Source organism: Halalkalicoccus jeotgali B3, assembly GCF_000196895.1.
Lineage (GTDB): Archaea > Halobacteriota > Halobacteria > Halobacteriales > Halalkalicoccaceae > Halalkalicoccus > Halalkalicoccus jeotgali.
This window is the reverse complement of record NC_014297.1, coordinates 1,963,449-1,987,190: the sequence shown is the minus strand read 5'-3', so window position 1 is coordinate 1,987,190 and position 23,742 is coordinate 1,963,449. Positions and strand designations below refer to the sequence as shown.

23 protein-coding genes are annotated in these 23,742 nt (G+C 66.0%); 13 read left to right on the top strand and 10 right to left on the bottom strand.

The genetic code is table 11. The features are described from left to right. Window positions 1-40: 40 nt before the first annotated feature. Window positions 41-1,213 carry a Cdc6/Cdc18 family protein gene (locus HACJB3_RS10330; RefSeq protein ID WP_008416956.1) on the bottom strand — a complete coding sequence of 391 codons (1,173 nt, stop codon included), beginning with the start codon at window positions 1,211-1,213 and terminating at the stop codon, window positions 41-43. A gap of 22 nt (window positions 1,214-1,235) precedes the next feature. Beyond that, entirely contained in the window at window positions 1,236-1,391 is a 156-nt protein-coding gene (locus tag HACJB3_RS20200) for a hypothetical protein (RefSeq protein WP_008416957.1), read from the bottom strand. 92 nt (window positions 1,392-1,483) lie between these two features. Between HACJB3_RS20200 and glpA the strand changes: the two genes are divergently transcribed. From glpA to HACJB3_RS10315, 3 genes are read left to right on the top strand one after another with little or no spacing between them, the layout of a single operon-like run. Further along, entirely contained in the window at window positions 1,484-3,241 is a 1,758-nt protein-coding gene (gene glpA / locus HACJB3_RS10325; protein ID WP_008416958.1) for an anaerobic glycerol-3-phosphate dehydrogenase subunit GlpA, read from the top strand. Beyond that, entirely contained in the window at window positions 3,231-4,502 is a 1,272-nt protein-coding gene (gene glpB, locus HACJB3_RS10320; protein ID WP_049934570.1) for a glycerol-3-phosphate dehydrogenase subunit GlpB, read from the top strand. Before glpA ends, glpB begins: the two co-directional genes overlap by 11 nt. Continuing rightward, the gene (locus HACJB3_RS10315; RefSeq protein ID WP_008416960.1) at window positions 4,499-5,779 is read left to right on the top strand and encodes an anaerobic glycerol-3-phosphate dehydrogenase subunit C; all 1,281 of its coding nucleotides are present in this window, start codon (window positions 4,499-4,501) and stop codon (window positions 5,777-5,779) included. Before glpB ends, HACJB3_RS10315 begins: the two co-directional genes overlap by 4 nt. Here the strand turns inward: HACJB3_RS10315 and HACJB3_RS10310 are convergent. The 3 genes from HACJB3_RS10310 to HACJB3_RS10300 are packed head-to-tail and all read right to left on the bottom strand — an operon-like array spanning window position 5,776 to window position 9,724. Further along, window positions 5,776-6,030, bottom strand: a complete 255-nt coding sequence (locus HACJB3_RS10310; protein ID WP_008416961.1) for a hypothetical protein — start codon at window positions 6,028-6,030, stop codon at window positions 5,776-5,778. The genes HACJB3_RS10315 and HACJB3_RS10310 overlap by 4 nt on opposite strands. A 41-nt stretch (window positions 6,031-6,071) precedes the next feature. Continuing rightward, window positions 6,072-7,016: a DUF368 domain-containing protein gene (locus HACJB3_RS10305; protein WP_008416962.1), complete on the bottom strand. Its 945-nt coding sequence runs from the start codon at window positions 7,014-7,016 to the stop codon at window positions 6,072-6,074. Window positions 7,017-7,054: 38 nt separating this feature from the next. Further along, window positions 7,055-9,724: an oligosaccharyl transferase, archaeosortase A system-associated gene (locus HACJB3_RS10300; RefSeq protein WP_008416963.1), complete on the bottom strand. Its 2,670-nt coding sequence runs from the start codon at window positions 9,722-9,724 to the stop codon at window positions 7,055-7,057. Between the two features lie 108 nt (window positions 9,725-9,832). Between HACJB3_RS10300 and HACJB3_RS10295 the strand changes: the two genes are divergently transcribed. The 8 genes from HACJB3_RS10295 to HACJB3_RS10260 are packed head-to-tail and all read left to right on the top strand — an operon-like array spanning window position 9,833 to window position 17,744. Then, window positions 9,833-10,984, top strand: a complete 1,152-nt coding sequence (locus HACJB3_RS10295) for a glycosyltransferase (protein ID WP_008416964.1) — start codon at window positions 9,833-9,835, stop codon at window positions 10,982-10,984. Then, window positions 10,977-12,131: a glycosyltransferase gene (locus tag HACJB3_RS10290; RefSeq protein WP_008416965.1), complete on the top strand. Its 1,155-nt coding sequence runs from the start codon at window positions 10,977-10,979 to the stop codon at window positions 12,129-12,131. The genes HACJB3_RS10295 and HACJB3_RS10290 overlap by 8 nt, the downstream gene beginning before the upstream one ends. Continuing rightward, window positions 12,128-13,054, top strand: coding sequence for a sulfatase-like hydrolase/transferase (locus HACJB3_RS10285; protein ID WP_008416966.1), 927 nt, complete (start codon window positions 12,128-12,130; stop codon window positions 13,052-13,054). Before HACJB3_RS10290 ends, HACJB3_RS10285 begins: the two co-directional genes overlap by 4 nt. Before the next feature lie 52 nt (window positions 13,055-13,106). Beyond that, window positions 13,107-14,207 carry a sulfatase-like hydrolase/transferase gene (locus HACJB3_RS10280; protein WP_008416967.1) on the top strand — a complete coding sequence of 367 codons (1,101 nt, stop codon included), beginning with the start codon at window positions 13,107-13,109 and terminating at the stop codon, window positions 14,205-14,207. Then, complete coding sequence (locus HACJB3_RS10275) at window positions 14,204-15,109, top strand: alkaline phosphatase family protein (protein ID WP_008416968.1); 906 nt, start codon at window positions 14,204-14,206, stop codon at window positions 15,107-15,109. Before HACJB3_RS10280 ends, HACJB3_RS10275 begins: the two co-directional genes overlap by 4 nt. Beyond that, window positions 15,106-16,554: a lipopolysaccharide biosynthesis protein gene (locus tag HACJB3_RS10270; protein WP_008416970.1), complete on the top strand. Its 1,449-nt coding sequence runs from the start codon at window positions 15,106-15,108 to the stop codon at window positions 16,552-16,554. The genes HACJB3_RS10275 and HACJB3_RS10270 overlap by 4 nt, the downstream gene beginning before the upstream one ends. A gap of 39 nt (window positions 16,555-16,593) precedes the next feature. Then, a complete protein-coding gene (gene aglJ, locus HACJB3_RS10265) occupies window positions 16,594-17,499 on the top strand; it encodes an S-layer glycoprotein N-glycosyltransferase AglJ (protein WP_008416972.1) in 906 nt (301 codons plus the stop codon). Between the two features lie 35 nt (window positions 17,500-17,534). Further along, window positions 17,535-17,744, top strand: a complete 210-nt coding sequence (locus HACJB3_RS10260) for a ribbon-helix-helix domain-containing protein (protein WP_008416973.1) — start codon at window positions 17,535-17,537, stop codon at window positions 17,742-17,744. Here HACJB3_RS10260 and HACJB3_RS10255 read toward each other — a convergent pair whose 3' ends face one another. The 3 genes from HACJB3_RS10255 to HACJB3_RS10245 are packed head-to-tail and all read right to left on the bottom strand — an operon-like array spanning window position 17,745 to window position 20,378. Next, window positions 17,745-18,155 carry a hypothetical protein gene (locus tag HACJB3_RS10255; RefSeq protein WP_008416974.1) on the bottom strand — a complete coding sequence of 137 codons (411 nt, stop codon included), beginning with the start codon at window positions 18,153-18,155 and terminating at the stop codon, window positions 17,745-17,747. A gap of 41 nt (window positions 18,156-18,196) precedes the next feature. Further along, window positions 18,197-18,877, bottom strand: coding sequence for a hypothetical protein (locus HACJB3_RS10250; protein WP_008416975.1), 681 nt, complete (start codon window positions 18,875-18,877; stop codon window positions 18,197-18,199). A gap of 34 nt (window positions 18,878-18,911) precedes the next feature. Next, window positions 18,912-20,378, bottom strand: a complete 1,467-nt coding sequence (locus HACJB3_RS10245) for an aldehyde dehydrogenase family protein (protein WP_008416976.1) — start codon at window positions 20,376-20,378, stop codon at window positions 18,912-18,914. A 93-nt stretch (window positions 20,379-20,471) separates the two neighbouring features. Between HACJB3_RS10245 and HACJB3_RS10240 the strand changes: the two genes are divergently transcribed. Continuing rightward, a complete protein-coding gene (locus HACJB3_RS10240; protein WP_008416977.1) occupies window positions 20,472-21,146 on the top strand; it encodes a VOC family protein in 675 nt (224 codons plus the stop codon). Between the two features lie 112 nt (window positions 21,147-21,258). On the opposite strand, the gene HACJB3_RS10235 is transcribed toward HACJB3_RS10240, so the two are convergent. Then, on the bottom strand, window positions 21,259-21,552 hold the full coding sequence (locus HACJB3_RS10235; protein WP_008416978.1) for a DUF5779 family protein: 294 nt from the start codon (window positions 21,550-21,552) through the stop codon (window positions 21,259-21,261). 48 nt (window positions 21,553-21,600) lie between these two features. Continuing rightward, window positions 21,601-22,053 carry a ferritin-like domain-containing protein gene (locus HACJB3_RS10230; protein ID WP_008416979.1) on the bottom strand — a complete coding sequence of 151 codons (453 nt, stop codon included), beginning with the start codon at window positions 22,051-22,053 and terminating at the stop codon, window positions 21,601-21,603. Window positions 22,054-22,355: 302 nt separating this feature from the next. On the opposite strand from HACJB3_RS10230, the gene HACJB3_RS10225 reads away from it, so the two are divergent. Beyond that, a complete protein-coding gene (locus HACJB3_RS10225) occupies window positions 22,356-23,606 on the top strand; it encodes a LeuA family protein (RefSeq protein ID WP_174264861.1) in 1,251 nt (416 codons plus the stop codon). Window positions 23,607-23,742 lie beyond the last annotated feature (136 nt).

The window sequence follows — 23,742 nt, the reverse complement described above, 5'->3', positions numbered from 1 at the left end:
TACTACCGATAACCAATACAGACGTTCATGATAAACCTTCCTACCGATCGTACGCGGCGTCGAACGCCCGGCGGAAGACGAGGGTGGGAAATCGCGGCTCGACACGACTCGGAGGTCGTCCCAGTCCATCGGTGCGTTCGGCCCGCGTCCGGCGGAGCACGCCCGTCTCCGAGAGCTCGTAGAGGAAGCGTTTGACCGTCGCCGTCGAGAGGTCGAGCGAGTCCTCGCCGGCGATCGACTCGGCGCTCGTCCCGATCGATTGATCGGCGGTATCGAGTTCGAGCAGCCGTCTGAGCACTCGCTGTCTGTTCTCCGGGAGCGCGAGCACGCGCCCGATCGCCGCGCTCGGACGGGGGACCGCCTCCATCCCCGCCGCGAGACGCTCGGATTCGATCCGCCGTTCGCCGGCCTCGCTCGCCAGTACCGCCCCGCCGAACAGCGCGGCCAGGGCGTCGTGGGCGTCCCCCTCGGCCCACGTAGCGACCCGACGGAGCGCCTCGTGGGAGACCGCCTGGTGGGCGAGTCCCCGCGAGGCCCGACCCGTCAGGACGTCCACAAGGACGTACTCCCGGTAGGCCGGCAGGTGGATCGTCAATCCAGTAGACACCCCACTCTCGTCGGGCGATTCGCGCCCGATCGCAAGCCACGCGACCGAGTCGGGCACCCGATCGAGGAACGTCTCGACGACGTCGACCGGAAACGTCTCGGGTTCGCCGAGGTGATCGACTGCGACGACCGCCGTTCTGCCCGTCCTCGCGAACCGCTGGTCCAACAGTTCGAGGAGATGATCGCCGCCGACGCCCTGTTTCGGGACGCGCTCTTCGAGGAGCGAATCGAGGATCGCGTGGCGCAGGCCGAACTCGCTTCGTGTCCCCCGGGCATCGACGTACGCAAAGCCCGTCGTCCAGGCGTCGTCGACGCGCGTGGTGGTGTGGATGCTCGATTCGACGTCGCGGCTCACCCGTCCGAGTTCGGAAAACAGCGCCGTGACGAGGGCGGATTTTCCCGCCCCTTTCGGCCCCCAGACGTAGGCGTTCGACGGGAGTTCGCCGTCGAACGCCGGTTCGAGGTAATCGAGCAACTGCTCTAAGACGGCGCCACGGCCATCCGGGTCCCGGACGTGGGCGGCCGGGCTCAGCGCGTCGTAGCTCCTGATCAGTCGGGGGCCGTCGTCGGATCGTCGGCGCCTCGCAACGCGTTCTTCGATGTTCATTGTATCTCTGAGAGCGATCCGGTCAGGCGTTCGTCCACACCGGGTCGCGTGTCGTCGTCGCGGGGAGGTTCGACCGCAGGTTGCGAACGCGGGCGATAAAACCCGTGGATTCGACCCGTCCTCGGGAACCGAGGTGCGTACTGTTCGACCCGCACGAAAGCCGGTCCGTGACGTCCATTATAAACCTAACAATCAGTCATGTGAGAAATAGTTTACTCATGGTCGGCGGTGAGGGGTAAAGTAAAGTGGGCGCGAGCCAAGGGGAAGACGATGACAGACAGGGTCGACGCCCTCGTCGTCGGCGGCGGCTCGACGGGCTGTGGCATCGCTCGCGATCTGGCGATGCGCGGGCTCTCGGTCGCGCTCGTCGAGCAGGGCAACCTCACGCACGGCACGACGGGCCGGATGCACGGCCTGCTTCACAGCGGCGGGCGGTATGCCGTCTCCGATCAGGCGAGCGCCCGCGAGTGTATCGAGGAAAACCGGGTGTTACGCGAGATCGCGAGCCATTGCGTGGAGATGACCGGCGGGCTGTTCGTCCAGTTGGAGGACGACCCCGACGAGTACTTCGAGGAGAAACTGGCGGGCTGTCGGGAGTGTGACATCCCGGCGGAGGTCCTGACGGCGGAGGAAGCCCGCGAGCGCGAACCGTATCTCACCGGCGACGTCAAACGCGCGATCGCGGTGCCAGACGGCGCGGTCGATCCCTTCCGGCTCTGTGTCGCGAACGCCGCGGACGCGGCCGAACACGGTGCACGCATCGAAACGCACGCGAAAGTGACGGACGTGCTTGTCGAGGACGGCGAGGTCGCCGGCGTGGAGGTCGAACACGAGTCGGGGCCCGGGAAACGGAACCACTCGCTTCCGGGCACGACCGAGGAGATCCGCGCGGACCACGTGATCAACGCGACCGGCGCGTGGGCCGGACGCGTAGGCAAGATGGCAGGCGTCGACGTCGAAGTCCGCCCGTCGAAGGGCGTGATGGTGATCATGAACGTCCGACAGGTCGACACCGTCGTGAATCGCTGTCGGAAGAAGGGCGACGCCGACATCATCGTCCCCCACGAGACGACGGCGATTTTGGGAACGACCGATGTCGAAGTCGAGGACCCCGAGGACTACCCCGAGGAACGCTGGGAGGTCGATATGATGATCGAGACGCTCTCGGAGCTCGTCCCGATCCTCGATGACGCACGAACGATTCGCTCCTTTTGGGGTGTGCGTCCGCTGTACGAGCCGCCGGGGACCGGCACGACGGACCCGACCGACATCACGCGCGATTTTTTCCTGCTGGATCACGAGGACCGGGATTCGCTCCCGGGAATGACCAGCATCGTCGGCGGGAAGTTCACCACCTACCGGATGATGGCCGAGAAGATCTCCGATCACGTCTGTGCGAAACTCGGCGTCTCGGCCGAGTGCCGGACCGCCGAGGAGCCCCTGCCCGGCAGCGAGGACTTCTCGGTGCTTCGCGATTACATGGACGAGTTCGGGCTTCGCTCCCCGATCGGGCGGCGCTCGGTCCAACGACTGGGCTCGCGGGCCGACGACGTGCTCGAAACGACCGACCCGAACCCAACGGTCTGTGACTGCGAGGCGGTCACGCGCGCCGAAATTCAGGACGCGATCGACGGCTCGGGCTCGGATCTCAACGCCGTCCGGATCCGGACGCGTGCGTCGATGGGCAACTGTCAGGGTGGCTTTTGCTGTCACCGAATGGCGAACGAACTCCACCCGAGATACGACGAGCCGACCGTCAGCGAAGCCTGGGACGAGTTGGTACAGGAGCGCTGGAAGGGCGAGCGCCACGCACTGTGGGGGGAAGGGCTCTCGCAGGCGGCGCTCAACTACCAGCTGCACGCCACGACGATGAGCCTCGACCGAACGCCCGAGATCGCGGACTTCGGGGCGTTCGACTCGGGCGTCGAGACCGCAACCGACGGCGGTGAGCGAACCACCGGTTCACGATCCTCGTCGGGTCCTCGATCCGACGGTGGGCGAACTGAGAGAGGTCGGGATGGCGATTGAGTCGGACGTCCTCGTGATCGGGGGCGGACTCGCGGGCGCGACCGCCGCCATCGAGGCCGCCCGCGGCGGGGCAAGCGTTCGGTTGGTGGCCCACAAGGAGAACACGCTGCGGAACGCGAGCGGGCTGATCGACGTCCTCGGTTACAACGGGGGCGACGAGCCCCTCGTCGAGCCCTTCGAGGCGATAGCCGATCTCCCCGACGAACACCCCTATCGGAAAGTGGGTGTCGAGGCGGTCCGCGAGTCACTGGCGCTGTTCGACGAGATCGCGGGAGATCTCTACGAGGGGGGTCACACGGAGACGAACGCCCTCTCGCCGACCTACGGCGGGCGGGTGAAACCGACCGGTCGGTACCCGAAGAGTGCGGCGGCGGGGCTCGCGAGCCGGACCGAGGACACCCTTCTGGTCGGCTTCGAGATCGTCACGAGCTTCGACGCACCGCTCGCGGCCGAACGGCTCGATTCGTCGGTGCCGTTCGACGTTCGGGGGGTCACGATCCGGTTCCCCGGCGAGTTCCGGGCCGACGCCCGGATCACCCGGCTGGCGACGGCCCTCGACGCCGACGAACTCCGCGACCGCGAACAACGACTCGGCACCCGCGAGGCGCTTGCCGCGCGGGTCGCGGAGTACCTCGGGGACGCAGAACGCGTCGGGTTTCCCGCCCTCCTCGGCGACGACGAGCACCAGGCGGTGCGCGAGGCCCTCGAAACCGAACTCGGCGTGCCCGTCTTCGAAGTGCCGATGGGGCCGCCGAGCCTGCCCGGAATGCGTCTCGAGGACCGCCTGTACGAGGAGCTCGACGCCGAGGGCGTGCGCGTCGAGTCGGGCAACCCGGTTGTCGGCTACACCGCGGATGACGGGCGGATCACGGCCGTTTCGGTCGATCGGGGCCGACGGGAGGTCCCGTACCACGCCGAGCAGTTCGTGTTGGCGACGGGCGGCCTCGTCGGCAAGGGGATCGACTCCTCGCGCGAGGGTGTCAGCGAGCCCGTTTTCGACTGTCACGTCCCCCAGCCAGAGGAGCGCTACGAGTGGTTCCATGACCGAGTTTTCGACGACCAACCGTACGCCCGATTCGGGGTGAGCGTCGACGACGGCCTCCGACCGCTCGATTCGAGCGGAGAGCCGGAGTTCTCGAACCTGCGGGCGGCGGGCGCGGTACTGGGCGGGTACGACATGGCGCGCGAGAAATCGGCAAGCGGTGTTTCGCTTTCGACCGGGCTGGTCGCCGGCCAGCGTGCGAACGAGGATCTACAATGAGTGACGCAGAAACTTCCGACGAGTTCAAACCAGTAGAAGTGTTCCCCGACTCCGAGTCGATGGACCTCCGTGGCGGGGCCGACGACTGTTATAAATGCTCGACCTGTGACAGCGAGTGTCCGGTCGCCGCGGTCGATGACGACTTCCCCGGTCCGAAGTTCCAAGGGCCCGAACAGTGGCGACTCAAACGGAAAGAGGACACCGAGATCGACGATTCGGTGATGAGCTGTTCGAACTGCATGCGCTGTGATTCCGCCTGCCCCTCGGGGGTTCCCCTGAGCCAGATGCACAACACCGCACGGGGCAGTTTCGTCGAGAACGGGATGGACAAACTCTCCCGGGAGTACATCCGCAACCGGATCCTCTCGAACTACGGCACCCTCGCGTGGTTCGGCTCGAAGGTCCCTCGGCTGGCCAACGCCGTGATGAGTAGTTCAGTCGTGCAGACGGTAAACGAGAAGTTCATGGGGATCACCGCAGAGCGCGAGTTCCCCGAGTTCGCCCAGCAGACGTTCAGAGAGTGGTGGTCGGAACGGGGCGGGGCCGAGATCGAGAGCGACGAGAAGCGCGTCGCGTACTTCCATGGCTGTTACTCGAACTACAACACGCCTGAGGTCGGTAAGGCGATGGTCCGTGTCTTCGAGTCCTTCGGCTACGAGGTCATGGTTCCCCCCCAGAAGTGCTCCGGCACCCCGATGTTCGCGAACGGGATGCTGTCTGATGCGCGGCGCGCCGCAGAAACCAACGTCGCGGAGCTTTCGGCAGCTATCGAGGACGGGGCCGACGTCATCGCCTCGTGTACCTCCTGTTCGCTCTCGCTTCGCCAGGAGTACCCCGAGCTATTCGACCTGGAGAGAATCGAAGACGTTTCGGCCCACACCTACGAGGCCTTGGAGTACCTCCGTATCCACGAGGACCTCTCGGGCGCGCTCGATGAGAGCGAGATCGAACCCGAGCGCTACGCCTACCACGCGCCGTGTCACGCGCGCAACCAAGGGCTCGCAGGCCAGGCGATCGAACTGCTTGACGGCGTCGAGGGCGCCGAGGCCGAGGACGTCGGCGATTCGTGTTCGGGGATCTCGGGGACCTACGGCTGGAAGGAGGAGAAGTACGACACCTCGATGAAGATCGGCGCGGAGATGTTCCACCACATGGAAGAGGCCGAACCCGACGCGGGGATGACGGAATGTCCGACCTGTGCGATGCAGATGGAACACGGGACGGGCTACGAGGTCCGTCACCCGCTGCAGGTGATCGAGGACGCTCTCGTCAGTTAGTCGCGATCGTCCCACCAGTCGAGCCACGCAAACAGGGGGCCCGAAAGCCCCTCGGAGCTGATCCTGACGGTCCCGTTGAACCGGACTCTCGCCGGCGGTTTCTCGCCGAACTCCGTCGGAACGTCGACTTCGAGATTCTCGGCGGTTAACTCGATCGTCTCGTCACGCGCGAGGTTCCGGTCGATCACCGAGTCCGCGGTGTCGAGCCACGTCGTCGGTTTCTGCCGGTCCGTGGGTTCGGCGTCGCTCATACACCAGGTACCGGACCGAAGGCTCCTGTAGTTTCCTGTGATTACGCCGGGGCTTCCTCGGTGTAGTCGAGCGAGTCGGTGTAGTAATCGAACCCGAGGACGACCACGATCCCGACGAGCGTTGCGGCGACGACCGCGGCGATCAGGCCGGGCGTCCAGACCTCGGTTGCGGCGGCGGCTTGCTCGACGGGCATCCGAAGCGCCCCGATCATCAACCCGACGAGAAAGCCGAGCGTCGCCATCCGGTTGCGTTCGAGCGCGCGCTTGACGAGACGGGCCATCGTCAACAGGCCGACAGTCGCTCCGGCGAGAAAGACCACGACCGGAATGCCGGGCTCGACGACCGCATCGACAGAACCGCCTCCTGCAAGCCCGAGCAGTGCATCGGTGAAGTCGCCTAAAACCCCCAATAGGTACTGATACAGCCCGAAAATGTAGAGAAACGCCGACCCCGAGATGCCGGGGAGGACCATCGCCGAGATGGCTATCGAACCCGCGACGAACAGCAAGACGAGACTCGTTTGACCGTCGGTCTCGGCGACACCGGTCACCACGAAGGCGATGACCGCACCCGCTGTGAGCGCGCCGATCCGTCCGGGCGTATCCACGTCCGTCACCCGATAGATCACGACTGCGGAGGCGGCGATCAGCCCGAAGAAAAACCCGTTGAGGACGGCCGGATAAGCCTCGAAGGCGGCCTCGATGACCTGTGCCATGAGGACGACGGCGGTTCCGATCCCCGCCCCGAGAACGAGCAGGAAGGGGACGTCCATCTCGACGAGGCGCTCGCGAAACCGGGTGCGCCCCTCGGCGCTGGTGAGCCCGGGTATCGTCGCGAGGACTCGGGGATCGAGCGCGGCGATGGCGGCGATCAACCGGTCGTAGATCCCCGCGATGAGCGCGATCGTTCCTCCCGACACGCCGGGAACGATGTCAGCCGCGCCCATACAGATGCCTTTCAGATAGATCGAGAGCCACTCGCGCATTGTCGTCCGTTCCCCGTCGGGGGCCAAAACCGCACCGATCACTCCTCGCCGGCACCGACCGCGACCGTCTCGCCACCGTAGATCGCCTCCTCGGGCACCGGAACGCTCGTCGCGTTCCCGCCGGCGGTGACCTCGTACTCGCCCTCGGCGACCACGCTACTGTCGGTGTAGCCCGCCTCGGGTCCGGGACCGTCGGTGGTCGCGTACGGCACCGTCATCGAGAAGGTGCCGTCCTCGGAAGCGGTCGTCTCCTGTGTGTAAGTGAACGTTCGATCCGAGGACTGGGCGGTGAGTTCGACCTCGGCGGTGACGGTCTCGCCCGGCTGGGCCTCGCCCGTGAGCGTCGCGCCCTCGACGCGCTCGTAGGTCTTGACAGCGTGACTTTCACGCTGGTCGTAGAGCTGCACGTCGACGGCGGGGTTTTGCTGGAGGCGAGCCATCCGGAACTGCAGGGAGGGGGTGTACTCCTGGTTCACGACGAGCGGTTGCCATCGGCCGTCATCGACCCGGTAGGCCGCGCTCACGAACTGGGTGGTCTCGGGGCTTTCGTGGACCAACCGGTAGTGTTCCATCTCGGCCGCATCGGCGTAGTACAGTCGCGAGAGGACCGTCTCGTCGTAACTCCCACCGAGGCGCTGGACGGTCGCCGTTTCGTTCTCGGCTTGGATCGTCACCGGTTCGAGATACGAGCCGTAGCCCGGTCCGGCCCACGTCGCGATCGCCGAGAACTTCCCGCCGGCCATCTCGTCGTCGATCATCACGTAGCGGATCCCCGCACCGTCGCCGTCGGATCCGTCGGCGATCGTTTCGAGCTCCGCCGTCGAGCGGTCGTCGAGTCGCCCGTCGGGGGCGGCGGGGATCGCCCCCGCGACCGCCTCGGCGCGTTCTTCGGAGTCCGCAAGCAGGAACGCCGCCGCGCTGCGGGCGTTCTGCTGGAACGGATTGGCATGCGGGATCCGCTCGCCTTGGACGGTGATCAGGTGGCCGTAGTCCCACCACGACAGCACCCCGTAGCTGCCCTCGGGATACGCGAAGTCGCCCTCGGCAGGGCGCTCGTAGGCACCGTAGTAGTCGAGCGAGCCCTCGGCGCCGCCGTAGCGCCCCTCCTCGGGGGTGTTGTTCGCGAGCCACTGGTTCGATCCCGCCCACGTGAGCGCATCGTCGCTCGGAGCCGCGCTCGCACCGACGCCGACGGCCGTCGCGCCCACTGCGGGGACCACGAGGGGAACGAACACCAGCAGCGCCACCGCCGCGACGATTAGGGTCTGGTAGGTCTGGAGACCACCGGCTCTGCGGTCGGCCTCGGTGGTGCCCCAGTCGACGAGCGTCCCGATCAGCGCCGCGTTACAGACGGCCACCGCGACCGCGAGGTAGTAGTTGAAACGGATCTGCGTGAAGGCCATGCTCGTCACGAACAGCGCCCAGACCGCAACCAGCAGGTACTCCGAACGATAGCGCCGGCCGAACAGCGGTCGGGCGAGCAACGATACCAGCCCCACCGCGCCGGTGTAGAAGGCGAACCGGTACTCCGAGAAGGCCTTCCCGAGGGGGTTCTCGGGGGGCTGGGCCTCCACGATGGTCAGGGTCGTGTTCGTCTGGCCGAACAGGAGGCGCTGGCGGACGTTGCTTGCGATCGTCCCGAACAGGTCGGGGAGGACGAGGGCCGTAATCGCCGTGAGAAGCGCGATCAGCCCGAGGACCGCGAGCGGATAGCCCGCCCGCGGAAAGCCCCGGGCGTCCCAGAACCGTGCGAGCCACGCCATGAACAGACAGCCCGCGGCGACCCCGAAGGCCAACACCGGCTGGAGGTAGCCGAACGTCGTCGCGCTTGCCGACCACTGATCGATGACCGCCGCCGTGAGGACCCCCGCGACCGCGAGCGCGAGGGCACCGACGAACGCGGCGTGGTCCGGACTCACGCCCCGCCAGTAATCGACGCTCAGCGAGATCGCAAAGAAGACGCCGAAGATCCCGATGAGGATGACGCCGGGGGGCCACGTCCAGACGTATAGCGCGAGCGCGACGCCCGCGAGCACGCCGTAGGCCAGCGGCCGCTTGAGCCCCGCGAGATCGCGATCGACGAACTGTTCGTAGACCGGGCGCTCGCGTTCGGCAACCCGGAGCGCGGCCATCATCGCGAAAACGGCGATCGCCATGAACAACGCCTCCGCGACGTGGTGATCGAGCGTGCCGACGGTGCTGCGCCGCAGGAACGTCCCCGGGAACAGCGCGAGCAACGCCACCCCGAGAAGCCCGCCGAGACGCCCGCCCACCCGCGCGCCCATCGCGTAGGTCGGGAGCGCGACCAGCGCGGCCATCACCGGCACCGAGAGCAACGCCACCCGGTAGATCGTCGCCTGCGATGGATCGCCCAGGCCGACGACCAGCGCGGCGGTGGCGATGAGCTGGTCGAACAGCGTGCCGAACTGGCCGACGGACGCACCAGAGGGGTAGCCCGTCCAGACGTCGTACGACAGCGCCGAGGGCCAGTTCTCGACCGAGTAGACGACCGTCCGCCAGTGATACCACGGGTCGACCGCGCTGAAGGCGATCCCGCGACCCGTAAACGTCCCGTAGGCCCGTACCCGAACCCACAGCATGAACGCCACGAGAGCGCACAGCACGGGGACGTGATACCACCGTCGCAGTCCGTCGATCGCCACGCTCGCGTCGGAGTTCTCGTGGACCCGCTCCGTGCGCTCTCCCATCGTGCTACGGAGCGCCCAACGCGCGCATAAACCTTGTGTTCCCACTGTCGGAGTCCGAACATAACTGACTTATCGCCGCGCTCGATAGGTGAGTGCGATGAAGGGGCCATGAGACGACGGGGGTATCTCGCCGGCGCCGTGGGACTGCTCTCGCTGACCGGGCTGCCGTATCTCGCCTACCTCGGGGCCTACGCGCTGAAACGCCCACACGGCTCGCCGGCCACGAAGCGCCCCGCAGAGCCCACCGTCAGCGTCGTTCTTCCCACCTACAACGAACAGCGGATCGTCGAGAGCAAGCTCGAAGAGATCGTTGCCCTCGAGTACCCCCTCGAAAAGGTCGAGGTCGTCGTCGTCGATTCGAGCGACGACCGCACCCCCGAACTCGTCGAGGCGTTCTTTCGCGACCTGCAGGCGCCGACGCTCACGCTGATCTGCGAGGACGAGCGCCGGGGGCTTGCGCCCGCGCTGAACGAGGCGTACGCCGCGGCGAGCGGCGAGATGGTCGTCAAGACCGACTGTGACTCCCGGATCGACGGGAACGCGCTGCGCGAAGCGGCGGCGAACCTCGCGGATCCGGCGGTCGGGGCCGTCACCGGCCGCAACGCCGAGGTACTTGGCGGCAGCGGCGTCGAGCGGGGCTACCGGGACGTCCAGGCGCTCGTCCAGACGCTCGAATCGCACCTCGACTCGACGCTGATCTTCCACGGGCCATTTTGTGCGTTCGAGCGCGAGGCCATCGTCCCGATCGACGAGGACTCGATCGCCGACGACTCCGAACTCGCACTCAAGATCAGAAAGGGCGGCAAGCGGGCCGTGTTCGACCCCGCAATCGAGTACAAGGAGGCCGCCCACTCGGGATTCGCCAAGCGCCGCAAGCAGAAGGACCGCCGCGCGATGGGGTTGGTGCGCCTGCTGTGGCGCCAGCGGGACATGCTCGGGGGCTACGGCGCCTACGGCCGGGCGGTCTTGCCGTTCAACTGGTGGTTCATGGTCGTCTCGCCGTGGCTCGTCGTTTCGCTCTGTGGTCTGCTCCTCGTCGGCGGCCTGCTGGCCGGCCTCCTGCCGGGACTTGTCGTCCTCGCCGGCGGCCTCCTGACGGTGCTGCTTGGCTCGCGGGACGCGCTCGGCCCGCTCCAACCGCTCTACGCGGTCTTCGACACGCAGGTGTCGCTGTTCCGGGCGGGCCTCCGGCTCCTCGGTGGTGAGGGCGACGGGACGTGGGAGGTCGACCTCGAACTCAGGGAGGTCTACGATGACTGAGCGAGACGAGGGCACGCACAGGACCCCCGGTTCGCCCCGGGTAGCGATCCTCCACGACCGGTTTCCGGGGATCGGCGGTGGAGAGGCCTTCGCGATCGAGGCCGCCCGCGTCCTCGATGCCCCGATATATACGACCTACGTCGCAGCGGGGACGGCGATCCCCGAGGACGTCACCGTGATCCCGTTTCGCCAGTCGAAGTACACCACCCTGCCGTGGCGACCGTTCCTGGAATGGAAAAACGAGGGCATGAACCCCCTGGAAACGCTCAACGTCGCGCTGGACATGACCGACGCCCATCCGGAACTGGGCGAGTACGACGTGATCCTCGAGAGTGCCCCGCTCTCGAAGTACTACGTTCCGGACGTCGACCAGCGGATCGTCCACTACCCCCACAGCCCGCCACGATGGTTGTATGACCTCTACCGGGACCGGTTGGCGTCGTTTCGCCGCCCCGGCGTCGAGGCGCTCGTGAAAGGGTATGCCAAACTGTGGCGCGCGCTCGATAAGGAGGCCAACGACTACGTCGACCGGTTCGTCGCCAACAGCGAACTGGTCCGGGATCGCATCCGGCGGTACTACGACGAGGACGCCACAGTGGTGTATCCGCCGGTGACCGGCGACTGGCGCAACGAGGGCGATGAGGGCTACTTCCTCACGTGGTCGCGTCTGGCCCCCGAAAAGCGGATCGACCTGATCGCCGAGGCCTTCACGGGACTCGACGAACGGCTCGTGATCGCGGGCGACGGCCAGCAGCGCGAGGCGATCGAGCGCATCGCCGAGGGTCACGACAACATCGAGGTGAGGGGCTACGTCGAGGACATCGAGTCGCTGGTCGCGCGCTGTACGGCGGTCGTCTACGCGCCCAAGCAGGAGGACTTCGGGCTCGTGGGGGCCGAAGCCATGATGGCGGGTAAACCCCTGCTGGGCGTGAACGAGGGGTTTACGGCGTATCAGGTCGAGCCCGGAGTGACTGGCGAGCGGTTCGAGTCGACGGTCGGATCTCTCCGGGAGACGGTTCGGGCGTTCGATTCCAGGGACTTCGATTCCCGCGAGATCCAACGCGCGGGAGCGAAGTACAGCTACGAGAACTTCGAGACGGCACTCCGAGACGTCGTCGAATCGACACAGGATGGTGCTGAACAATGACATTCGCTGACTGGAGAGAGGAGACGATTCAACGAGTCGACGAGCGAGGGATCGCTGGTGTACGGGAATCGATCCGCGAACTCTACGTCGGGTTCCACAGGCGACTCGGCCGGATCTGGAACTACGGGACGCCGATATACGAGGAAGACTGGGACGTTCTCGTCGTCCTTGACGCCTGCCGGGCCGACGTCATGGAGACGGTACTGGACGACTACCCGTCGCTCGTACGCGGTGGATCGACCTATTCAGTAGGAAGCGCCTCGCCCGAGTGGCTGGAGAAGAACTTCGATCCCGAGCAATACGGCGAGGAGATGACCCGGACCGCCTACGTTACGGGCAACGCCTTCTCCGAGGAGAAACTCGACGAGAAGGACTTCCTCCTGCTTGACGAGGTGTGGAAGTACGAGTGGGACGATGAGGTCGGGACGATGCGTCCGGAGATCCTTACCGACCGAGCGATACGGGTCATGCGCGAGACGAAACCGGACCGGATGGTCGTCCACTATATGCAGCCCCACCAGCCCTACCTCGGAAATCCGGTGACTGGTGACGGGATCGACCCTCACGACGTGGGCAACCCGGGCGATACGTCGTTCGATAAGCTCAAGCGCGGGGAGATCGAGGAATCCGAGGTCCGCCGGTGGTATCGTGAGAATCTCGAAATCGTACTTGAGAACATCGAAAACGTACTTTTGGAGAACCTCGATGCAGAGACCGTCGTTATCACGGCCGACCATGGCGAACTCTTCGGAGAGTACGGCCTCTATGCGCATCCACGGGACACCCTCGTTCCGCTTCTCAAACGCGTGCCGTGGGTCCATGCTGAAGCCCACGACACGGGGGAGTACGAACCGACGATCAAGGCCGACCGAACGGCGGATATCGACGTTCGAAACCGCCTAGATGACTTGGGATACCTATGAACGCACTCATCCAAACCGAGTTTCGAACGACCGTTTCCGAGGGGGACCACCCATGAACACCCTGTTGCTCACCGTCGACTCCCTCCGGAACGACTACTTCGAGCGGATGCCCGCGACGCGGGCGTTTCTCGACCGAACCCACGACCGGGCGTTTGCGACCTGCACCGCGACGATGGGGAGCTTTCCCGCCATCGTCGGTGGGGAGTACGCCACGGGCACAGGCCTCGAGGGCGAGTCGGTCGCCAATACATTTGAGAACTATAGCGTCGGGATCACGACCAACCACCTGCTCTCGGCGTCCTATGGCTACGACGCGGGGTTCGACTCGTTCACATCACCCAAAGGCGACGGCGAGACGCTCAAGGACAAGGGTGCGATCCACCTTACGAGAGGGACGCTCCCCTACGAGATCGCGAGATGGGGATGGGATCGCTACCAGCAACTCAAGGGCCTCGTCGGCGAGGTCGAGAAATCGTTCCGGCCGGCCGAGGACGTAATCGAGGAGTTCCTGACCGAAACCGCGCCCCACGAGGAGTGGTTCGGCTGGCTCCACTTCATGGAACCACACCACCCGTACGACCCCGACGACGCGCCCGTGAGCCGGGAGGCAGCCCAGCGGATGACTCGGCGCGTTCTCGCGGGGCGCGGTTCGAAGGCTGACGAGGAGCTCGTCTGCGAACTCTACGAGCGGGAGGTCCGGGAACTCGACCACACCCTTGAGACACTCTGGGAGGCGATTCCCGACGATACCCGGGTCGTCTTCTGTGCGGACCACGGGGAACTGCTCGGCGAAGGTGGCCTGTGGGGGCATCCCGGCGAGATGCGCCCCGAACTCCTCCGGGTTCCGTTCGGGACGCGAAACGCGCCCGAACTCGGTGAGGTCGTCTCGTTGATCGACGTCCCAACGGTCCTCCGTGGTGAGGACCACGGGCTGGGAACGCTCGACCGGGAGGTCGCTTTCGCGGCCTACGGCGACCGGAAGGCCGCGATGAACGTCGAACGCATCGCCACGTCCGACGAGACGTGTCGACTGACCGATGGCGAATCGACGAACGATCCTGAGTTGGAACGCGCCCTCGACCGGTTCGATCCCGGGTACGTCGTCAAGGAGGACGCGCTCTTGGAAGACCTGGAGGACCTAGGATACGCATGACGCTCGTCGTCCTCGCGCTCGACGCGCTCGATTACGGGCTGGTCGAGTACTTCGACGTCGATGCCGTCCGGTTGGGCTCCGAGGGCCAGATGGAGACGTTCGCACACACGCAGGACACCCCCTACACCCCCGAGGTCTGGGCGACCGTCGCGACCGGCCTCCCGCCCGAGGACCACGGTGTCACCGGACCGGGAACCAGCGAGTGGGAGAACCCCGTCTTGTCGATGCTCTCGCGGGTCAGCGGGCGGTTCAGTGAATCCACTCGCGGGACACTCGGTGGGCTCATTCGCCGGCATACGGGCGAGCGCGAACGGATCGGGGAGACCGACGCCGACTCGGTGTTCGACCGCGAGGGCGCCGTCGTCCACAACTGGCCGGGCGTGCACGACGGAACCGACCTCCAGCGCGCCTGGGACCTGATGAACGCGGCCTCGGAGGGGATGGCCCGCCACGAGTTCGAGCGCGACCTGTTCGGACTCTGTGCCGGGCAGTTCGCCTGGGCTCGCGAGATGCTCAACCACCCGGTCTCGCTAGCTGGCGTCCACGTCCACACGCTCGACGCTGCGGGCCACGCCTACGCCGACGACGAGGCGGCCCTCCGGCGTGTCTACGAGCGCGTCGGGGAGTTCGTCAAGGGGATCGAAACGGCTCTCGGCGCGGACGACGACCTGCTGGTCCTGAGCGATCACGGGATGCGCACGGCTTTCTACCCGGGCGACGAGGACGAAGACCCCGCGGGTCACTCCTGGCGAGCCTACGCGAGCACGACGGCCGGCGATCACCCCGAATCGGTCTACGACGTCCGCGAGTGGATCGAGGCGCGGGCTACCGACGCGCGGATCGAGCGCGAGGGTATCGACATGCCGACGGAGCGACTGCGGGAGCTGGGCTATCTCGAATGACCGGGACCGACGCCTCGAGCGTCAGCCTCGGCGGTGAAACGGTGAAGGCGACGCTCGCGAAGTTCACGATGGCGGCCATCGGATTCGTCGGAACGATCGTCTTCGCCCGCGTTCTGGGCCCGACAGGCTTTGGGGGGTACTACCTCCTGTTCTCGCTCGTCAAACTCGTTGACCGGGCCGTCTCCGGATGGGGGTCGGCGACGAAAAAACGCTATTCCGAGGCCACGACCGACGGCGACGAGATCCTCGGGGGCCAACTCGCGTTCACCGTCGTCTGGGTCGGCCTCTCGGGGATCGGCCTCCTGATCGGATCGAACTGGCTGGTCGGTTACACGGGCCTGCCGGAGGCGCCGGTCATGTTCGCGGTGTTGTTGGTCGCAGTCACGCTGTACGAACCGACCGAGCAGGTGGTTCAGGCCCGCGGGCTCATCGGTGCAGCGACTTGGATCGACGCCTTCCGGTCGGCACTCACCTTCCCACTTCAGTTGGCGTTCGTCCTTCTGGGGTTCGGGGCGGCCGGAATGGCCTACGGGCTGGCGATCGCGACGTTGCTCGCGGTCCCGGTCCTCTGGCGATTCATCGACTGTCGACCGAGAGTTCCCTCTCGGGATACCCTCCAGAGTCTGTGGTCGTACGCCAGATACAGCATTCCGAACTCGTTTCTCGGGCAGGCCTACGACCGCTTCGACGTCCTGTTGTTGGGTTTTCTTCTGGCGCCTGCCGTCGCCGGCTATTACGAGGTCGCGTTCAAACTCACCCTCCCCGCGGCGTTCGTCATGATGAGCGCCGCAAGCGGGCTGATGGCCCGTGTGAGCAACAAACACAGTCGAAACGAGCCCTTTGCCGAGGACGTCTCGAACACGCTCTCGTTTTCGAGTGTGCTTGCTGTTCCAATGGTCTTCGGCGCTTTCGTGCTGTCCGAACCGCTGGTCGTCACGCTGTACGGGCCCGAGTACGCACCCGCAGCCGCGTTCGTGGTCGGACTCGCCGTCTACCAACTGCTCACGACCCAGCGGGGACCGCTCTCGCGGACGATCGACGCCGTCGACCGACCCGACGTCAACACCGTCCTTTCGATGCTGGCGCTCGGAGTGAACGTCGTCCTCGGGATCGTCCTCACGCTCGAATTCGGCGGGATCGGGGTCGTCGTCGCGACCGTGATCGCCGAGTCGATCCGGTACGGTGTCTCCGCGGCGTACGTCCGTCGGATCCTCCCGGAGGTCACCCTCCTGCCGAGGACCCTCCTCGAACAGGTCGGTGCCGCGGCGGTGATGGTCCTCGTCGTACTGCTCCTTCGGGAGGTCGTCCCGATTCAGCGATGGTATCACCTGCTTGCCGTCGTCGCCGCCGGAGCACTCGTCTACGGGGCCGTCCTCCTGGCAGGAAGCCGAAAGCTCCGGGTAACCATCGAGGGGGTCGTTCGTGAGTCAGGCCTCGGGCCGTAAAAAAAAGGCTTTTACTCGGGGTCGCCGTGACTTTCGACGATGGACGACGGTGACGTCTGTGTGCTGTTGCCGACCCTGGAAGAAGCCGAAACCATCGGCGACGTCGTTCGGGGCTTTCGCGAGCAGGGGCTTTCGAACGTCCTCGTGGTCGACGGCGCCTCGACGGACGGGACCAGGGAGGCCGCCGCCGAGGCCGGTGCGCGCGTCATCACCCAGACGGGCCGGGGCAAAGGACAGGCCGTCCGTGAAGCACTCTCGTATATCGAGGCACCCTACGTCTTGATGGCCGACGGCGACGGTACCTACCGACCCGAGGACGCCGACGCGATGCTCGAACCGTTGTGCTCGGGGGCGGCCGAACACGTCATCGGGGATCGCTTTGCGAACATGGCCGAGGGCGCGATGGGTCGGCTGAACCGCGCCGGAAACGGGCTGATCAACCACACCTTCGCGTACGTCCACGGCCGCGATCTCGGCGACATACTGAGTGGCTATCGCGCCTTCACCCGCGAGTCCGCAGAACGGATGGCGCTCGCCCAGGACGGCTTCGGGATCGAGACCGAACTCGCGGTCGAGTGCATGCGCCGGGGCGTCTCGACGGCCGTGGTGCCGATCCGCTACGAACCACGGGCGGCCGACGCTGAAACCAACCTCCGGCCCGTTCGCGACGGTGCGGTCATCCTGTTGACGTTGTATCGTCTTGCGCGTATGCACAACCCGATGTTCTACTTCGGCAGCGTCGGGATCGCGTCGATGCTCGTCGGCGTGACGGTCGCCTGTTGGGTCGCTTACGAGTGGTTCGTCCGGTCGGTCCCCCACGAGGTGCTCGCCCTGTTTGCGGCCTCCTCGTTTCTCTTCGGAATGCAACTCGTGATGTTCGGCCTCCTGTCGGACCTGATCGTGACGCTGCATCGCGAGCAGATGCGCCGGTTCGACCGGGAGTGATAACGGCTTTGAATCGCGGTCCCGATCCGGGGAACGTGACCGAGTACACCACCGTCTCGATCCCGAAGGAACTGGCCGAACGCGTCGAGGAGACCATCGAAGGCACGAGTTTCCAGTCCACGAGCGACCTCGTGCGATTCCTCCTCCGGAGCATCGTCATCCAACACCAGAAACGGGGCGAACTCACCGAGGCGGAGTTCGAGGAGATCACCGACCAGTTGCGGGATCTGGGCTACTTGAAGTGATCAGAGCGTCTCGACGGGCGGCTCGGCCGCGATGATCTCGAGTGGCTGGCGATCGCCGCGGCGCCCGAAGACCGCAAGCTGGTCGAGCTCCCAGGGGGGGACCGCGACGAACATCGTCGCGTGCAGGTCGTCAGTGAGTTCGACCCGCAACTCGCCCTGCGGGTGGGAGACGAACCGCCCCTCCGTCCGGCCGGCCGGCGTCGAGAAATCCATCCCGAAGACCGCGTTCACCGACCGTCCTGCGTCCGGATGATAGAAGTGCGTGAAAATCGGTGTTGCCGGCGGACACCTGAGGGGCGACTCGAATTCGCGTGCGGGGGTGGTCCCGAGGCCGGCGCTGAACGACTCGGGTTCGGCCTCCTCGGCGAACTCGAGCAGCGCCGTCGTCAATCCGCGGGTGATGTACGCCACACCGCATCGTACTCGCCCCACAAACATAACTATTCTGCCAATTATAGCGGAAGGAAGGTCCGAAGCGTCTTCGCGTAGAGGCCCGGGGAGTTCTGTCGGGAACCCGACAGGGCCGCCCGCAGCGCCGCCGGCGCGTCCTCGGTGAGGGGGTTGCCGTGGCCGACGAGGATCCGCTCGGGAAGGAATCCCCGCAGGGCCGTCGGCGGGAACAGTCGCCGGGCGGGGTGGACCCCGAGGCGCTCGCCCGGCGCGCGGAAGTACTCGGCAGTCCCGACGCTCTCGGGGACCACCAGCGTTCGGGCGTCGTCGTCGTACAGGCCGACCTCGGTCCAAACGGGCGTATCGAGGATCGAGAAGGCGCGATAGCCGCTGTCGGCGAGCGTCCCGTCGAACGTCTCGACCGGCGCGTCGATCTTGTGGCGGGCGCTTGCGAACGCCTCGGGAAGGTAGACCGAACTCCCGTGACGGTTCGCGATCGCGGCGGCGTCGCGGGTATGACGATCCAGCAGCACGACGACGCCTGCGAGTTCGCCCGCCTCCCCTATCCAGTCGTCTAGCTCGGGCGCGTCGACCGGATCGACCAGCCAGACCGCCCCATCCGAAACGAGCGCGTGGCTCGCACGCTGCATGTCCTCTTCGGGGTAGGCGATCCAGCTAAAGCCCCCGTCGAACTCGGCCACTCGACGTGCGTCCCTCGCCTCGCCGCCCTGTTTCATCGGCATGGACGTGGGTAGGGCCCCCAGCCCGATAAAACGCCTAGAATGGGTACTCGCGTTCCTCGCGCTGGATCGAGATCCACTTGGTCGTCGTCAGTTCCTCCTTGATCGCCTCGCCGTTGTACCGGCCGATCCCCGACGCCCCCACGCCGCCGAAGGGGATGTGGGGCTCGTCGTTGATCGGCTGGTCGTTGATGTGGATCATCCCCGTGTCCACGCGATCTGCGACCCGCTCTGCGCGCTCGCGATCCGTCGAGTGCACCGATCCGGACAGGCCGTACTCGGTGGCGTTCGCGAGTGAAATCGCCTCCTCGTCGTCCGCGAAGGGGATCACCGGCGCGACGGGGCCGAAGTGCTCGTTGCAGGCGGCGGCCATGTCGTTTTCGACCCCCGAGAGCACCGTCGGCTCCACTACCAGTCCGTCGAACTCGCCGCCGGCTTCGAGGGTCGCGCCCTCGTTCACTGTCTCCTCGATGTACTCGATCATCTGGTCGCGCTGACTCTCGTTGATGATCGGCCCGACGACGGTGTCCCCGTCTTTGGGATCGCCGACGGGAAGCGACTGTGCCTTGTCCGCGAGCGCCGCGACGTAGTCGTCGTACAGCGACTCGTGGACGAGATGGCGGTTGATCGAGATGCAGACCTGCCCCTGATGGACGAAGCTGCCGAAGGCACCGGCGTTCACGGCTTGATCGAGATCCGCGTCCTCGAGGACGATATGGGCGTTGTTACCACCGAGCTCCATCGCAGGCATCGAGAGGGCTTCTGCGGCCTGGCTCGCGACGCCCCGCCCGACCGGCGTCGAACCGGTAAAGGCGATCACCCGCGGGATCTCGTGGCCCGCGACGCGATCCCCGATCTCCGACCCTCGGCCGGGAACGACGTTGAGTAGCCCCTCGGGAAGACCGGCCTCCTCGAAGATCCGCGCGAGCGCCAGCCCGCCCGTGACCGGGGTGTCCGAAGCGGGTTTGAGCACGACCGCGTTACCGAGCGCCAGCGCCGGCGCGACCGCGCGCATCGAGAGGTGGAACGGGAAGTTCCAGGGCGAGATCACGCCGACGACGCCGACCGGTTCGCGCTTGACGACGTTCTCCTTGCCGGGGATCGTCGAGCGGTCGTGCTGGCCCGCCGAATCGAAGGGAAAGCCGGCTGCGACCTCCATCATCCCCGTGGCGATGTCGAGTTCGATCTCGGCTTTCAGGCGCGTGCCGCCGGCCTCGCGGGCCAGCAGCTCGACCAGTTCCTCGTGGCGCTCCTCGATGACGCCGATCGCCTCCTGAATCACCTCCGCGCGGCGCTGTGGCTGAATCTGCTCCCACTCTCTTTGGGCGTTCGCTGCGACTTCGTAGGCCTCGTCGACGGTGTCCTCGGTCGCCTTCGACACCGACGCGATCCCCTCGCGTTCGTAGGGGTCCTCGATTGTGAAACGCTCCGCCGTCGTTTTCCACTCGCCGTCCAGATAGAGCGATTCCCACCCGTCGCCGCCCAGTCGCGGTAGTTCGGGCATGGTAGGAAGGCGGGCCGCGAGCCTCAAGAGTACCCGGCCGCCCCTCGGGCTTGCCGCCTCACGACTTATGATGGTCCGCGAGTATTCCCGTCCATGCTCGATTCTCTGTCCCACCTCGCGCTCGAAGTCAAGTACCTCGACCGCGCCTGCGACTTCTACACGACGTATCTCGACCTCCCAGTCGAACGTGAGGACGAGCGGGAACTCGTCTTCCGGGTCGGCGGAACCGATCTGATACTGCGCCGGCCCACGAGCGTCCCACGGGGTGGACTCCACACCCACTACGCGTTTTCGACATCACCCGAGGAGTACGACGACTGGTTGGCGCGACTCGAAGAGCTCGATCCCGACGAGCACACGTTCGGTAGCTCGCGCTCGCTGTACATCGACGACCCCGACGACCACTGCGTCGAGATCGGGGAGGTCGATGACTCGGGAACGGGTCTCACGGGGATCTTCGAGGTCGTCCTCGAAGTCGCGGACCTCGACCGCGCCGAGGCGTTCTACACCGACCTCGGCTTCGAACTCACCGACCGGGGAAGCGACCGCCGCCGAGTCCGGCTGGTGGGCCCGATGGATCTCGAACTCTGGGAGCCCCAACTCGGTCTCGCGGATGCCCACGGCGGCGCCCACGTCGACCTGGGGTTCGACGCCGCGGACCCCGAGAGGGCCGTCGATCCCGTCCGAGACCGAGTCTGTGCGGTCGAATCGCTCGCCAACGGCGTCCGTATTCTCGACCCCGATGGCCACTATCTGACCGTCCGGTAGAGAGGTGCCCGGTTCGTTCGGGTTCCCGTATTCGACCGCCGAGGCCCTTCACCGATAGCTGCAGACCTGACGAGTTCTTCGGAGACACGTTTTCCGAGCGATAAAACGTGATTCAGAGGCGATCCGTATCGACGCTCACCCCGTCGGGGGTGACGAGGAGGAACTCCCGGAAGTGAACGAGATCGCCACCCGACTCGCTGATCTCGCGAGCGAATCCACTCGCGAGCTCGTTCAACTCGCCCTCGACCGCGAGCACGAGCACTTCGCCGCGTTCGGTGGCGGCGATCCACTCCTCGGGGGGTGTGGACCCGTCGAGGACGCCGAGCGTGATCCGCGTGTCGTTCTCCCCGTCCTCCTCGTCGATGTGCTCCTCGACCGAGCGGAGGTCGAGGTTGAAATCGGCCATACGCGGGAGTCGTCCCCGCCCGCAAAAAACCTAGCGTCGTCGGCCGTCTCAGTCCTTGTACTCCCGGCGGAACCCACGGAACTCCGCGCGGTGGGCCTCCTCGTCGCTGAGCAGTTCGACCGCCAGATCCTCGGTCACGGGGTCGTCTGCCTCCTCGGCGGCGTTGATCAGCGAGCGATACGTCGAGATGGCGTCGTCCTCGGCCGCGATCACGCCGTCGATCACGCTGAGGATGTCCGTGCTGTTCTCCGGGGGCTGAAGGCCCTCTTGGGCCGCCTCGAAGTCGAAGGAAGCCGGCGGGCGCGCGTCGAGCTGTTTGAGACGCTGACCGAGCATTCGGGCGTGGTTCAGCTCCTCGTCGACGTCCAGATCGAGGCTCTCCTTGATCCCCTCGGCGTGGACGCCATCGAGGACGATCGAGTTCGTCAGGTAGTTCATCACCGTTTCGAGTTCGTCGTTGTACGCCTCCCGCAGGAGGTCGATGACCTGATCGCTCGTCATACGCTCGCCTTTCGAGTGCCAGTCCCTTCAGTGTGTACGGTGTCCGCGCCCGCCCGACCGTCCTCACACTCGTCCAGTTCTCGGCGCGCGCCACGACCGCGATAGTACGTTTCCACAGAACAGTCGTGGAAATATGACTGTCGTCGACCGTCCTCGGAGTTCGGATCTCGATACGGTATCGAGATGACTAATGGGATTAAGGTCATTATACGGCGTTGTCGTCCTGCGATTTTGGCGAACGTGACGACCGAACGACCCGTGTCGAGGACGGCGGCTCGTCGCTCCAGCGGTGGGTTTATATACTGGTGGCACCCTGGACCCGAGTACCATGTCCGACAACACCATGGGCGCCTCCGACACCAGTCGGGGGGGTCGAGTTCTTCCAGGGCACGTTAGCTTCCAGTGACGAGATCGAGACGGTTCGGATCTTCGACACTACACTGCGTGACGGCGAGCAGACACCGCGAACGTCCTTCAGTTACGACGACAAGCGTGAAATAGCGGCGGTGCTGGACGAGATGGGGACCCACGTCATCGAGGCGGGGTTCCCGGTCAACAGCGACGCCGAATTCGAGGCGGTCAGCGACATCGCCGCCTCGACGACCTCGACGGTCTGTGGGCTGGCCCGGGTCGTCGAGAAGGACGTCGAGAGTGCGATCGACTCGGGCGTGGGCATGATCCACGTCTTCGTCTCGACGAGCGACGTCCAGATCGAGGACTCGATGCACGCCACCCGCGAGGACGTCAAGGAGCGGGCGGTCGAGTCCATCCAGCGAGTGAACGACGCGGGCGTCGAGGTGATGTTCTCGCCGATGGACGCCACGCGCACGGACAGCGAGTTCCTGACCGAGATCCTCGAGGCCGTCGACGAGGTCGGCGTCGACTGGATCAACATCCCCGACACCTGCGGGGTCGCCACCCCCAGTCGGATGGGTGCGCTGGTGAAGCTGGTCCGCGAGCACACCGACGCGCGGGTCGACGTTCACGCCCACGACGACTTCGGGATGGCGAGTGCAAACGCCATCGCCGGCTTCGAGGCCGGTGCCGAGCAGGCCCAGGTGAGCGTCAACGGGATCGGCGAGCGCGCGGGCAACGCCGCCTACGAGGAGGTCGTGATGGCCGCGGAATCCATCTACGGTGTCGACACCGGCATCGACACGACCCGTATCACCGAGCTGTCGCGCCTGATCGAGGACAAAAGCGACGTCCCGGTCCCGGCAAACAAGCCGATCGTCGGAGCCAACGCCTTCAGCCACGAGAGCGGCATCCACGCCGCTGGCGTCATCGAGAACAGCGATACGTTCGAGCCGGGGATCATGACCCCCGAGATGGTCGGCGCGAAGCGCGAACTCGTGTTGGGCAAACACACCGGGACCCACTCGGTACGGGAGTTCCTGACCGAGGCCGGCTTCGACCCGACCGAAAGCGAGGTCCGCGAGATCACCCGACGGGTGAAGGACTACGGCGCGGAGAAGAACCGCGTTACACGCTCGGACGTCGAGCGCTTCGCCCGCGAGATCGACGTCTCGCGCTACGAGGAGGTCAGGGCGTAGATGGGACGGAGTTCGCCCGCCGGCGAGCAACGCCGAGGCAACGCTCGCCTGACCCGCAAGGGTTATTATCTCCGCCTGCCGACTCGGCAGGTAGATGCAGACGACCACCGCTCTCGGACCCGCAGTTTCCGACAGC

What these genes read in the sequence shown, in the direction of transcription:
- HACJB3_RS10330 (WP_008416956.1), bottom strand. Translation starts at nt 1,213, where the DNA reads ATGAACATCGAAGAACGCGTTGCGAGGCGCCGACGATCCGACGACGGC.
- HACJB3_RS20200 (WP_008416957.1), bottom strand. Translation starts at nt 1,391, where the DNA reads ATGGACGTCACGGACCGGCTTTCGTGCGGGTCGAACAGTACGCACCTC.
- glpA (WP_008416958.1), top strand. Translation starts at nt 1,484, where the DNA reads ATGACAGACAGGGTCGACGCCCTCGTCGTCGGCGGCGGCTCGACGGGC.
- glpB (WP_049934570.1), top strand. Translation starts at nt 3,231, where the DNA reads ATGGCGATTGAGTCGGACGTCCTCGTGATCGGGGGCGGACTCGCGGGC.
- HACJB3_RS10315 (WP_008416960.1), top strand. Translation starts at nt 4,499, where the DNA reads ATGAGTGACGCAGAAACTTCCGACGAGTTCAAACCAGTAGAAGTGTTC.
- HACJB3_RS10310 (WP_008416961.1), bottom strand. Translation starts at nt 6,030, where the DNA reads ATGAGCGACGCCGAACCCACGGACCGGCAGAAACCGACGACGTGGCTC.
- HACJB3_RS10305 (WP_008416962.1), bottom strand. Translation starts at nt 7,016, where the DNA reads ATGCGCGAGTGGCTCTCGATCTATCTGAAAGGCATCTGTATGGGCGCG.
- HACJB3_RS10300 (WP_008416963.1), bottom strand. Translation starts at nt 9,724, where the DNA reads ATGGGAGAGCGCACGGAGCGGGTCCACGAGAACTCCGACGCGAGCGTG.
- HACJB3_RS10295 (WP_008416964.1), top strand. Translation starts at nt 9,833, where the DNA reads ATGAGACGACGGGGGTATCTCGCCGGCGCCGTGGGACTGCTCTCGCTG.
- HACJB3_RS10290 (WP_008416965.1), top strand. Translation starts at nt 10,977, where the DNA reads ATGACTGAGCGAGACGAGGGCACGCACAGGACCCCCGGTTCGCCCCGG.
- HACJB3_RS10285 (WP_008416966.1), top strand. Translation starts at nt 12,128, where the DNA reads ATGACATTCGCTGACTGGAGAGAGGAGACGATTCAACGAGTCGACGAG.
- HACJB3_RS10280 (WP_008416967.1), top strand. Translation starts at nt 13,107, where the DNA reads ATGAACACCCTGTTGCTCACCGTCGACTCCCTCCGGAACGACTACTTC.
- HACJB3_RS10275 (WP_008416968.1), top strand. Translation starts at nt 14,204, where the DNA reads ATGACGCTCGTCGTCCTCGCGCTCGACGCGCTCGATTACGGGCTGGTC.
- HACJB3_RS10270 (WP_008416970.1), top strand. Translation starts at nt 15,106, where the DNA reads ATGACCGGGACCGACGCCTCGAGCGTCAGCCTCGGCGGTGAAACGGTG.
- aglJ (WP_008416972.1), top strand. Translation starts at nt 16,594, where the DNA reads ATGGACGACGGTGACGTCTGTGTGCTGTTGCCGACCCTGGAAGAAGCC.
- HACJB3_RS10250 (WP_008416975.1), bottom strand. Translation starts at nt 18,877, where the DNA reads ATGCCGATGAAACAGGGCGGCGAGGCGAGGGACGCACGTCGAGTGGCC.
- HACJB3_RS10245 (WP_008416976.1), bottom strand. Translation starts at nt 20,378, where the DNA reads ATGCCCGAACTACCGCGACTGGGCGGCGACGGGTGGGAATCGCTCTAT.
- HACJB3_RS10240 (WP_008416977.1), top strand. Translation starts at nt 20,472, where the DNA reads ATGCTCGATTCTCTGTCCCACCTCGCGCTCGAAGTCAAGTACCTCGAC.
- HACJB3_RS10235 (WP_008416978.1), bottom strand. Translation starts at nt 21,552, where the DNA reads ATGGCCGATTTCAACCTCGACCTCCGCTCGGTCGAGGAGCACATCGAC.
- HACJB3_RS10230 (WP_008416979.1), bottom strand. Translation starts at nt 22,053, where the DNA reads ATGACGAGCGATCAGGTCATCGACCTCCTGCGGGAGGCGTACAACGAC.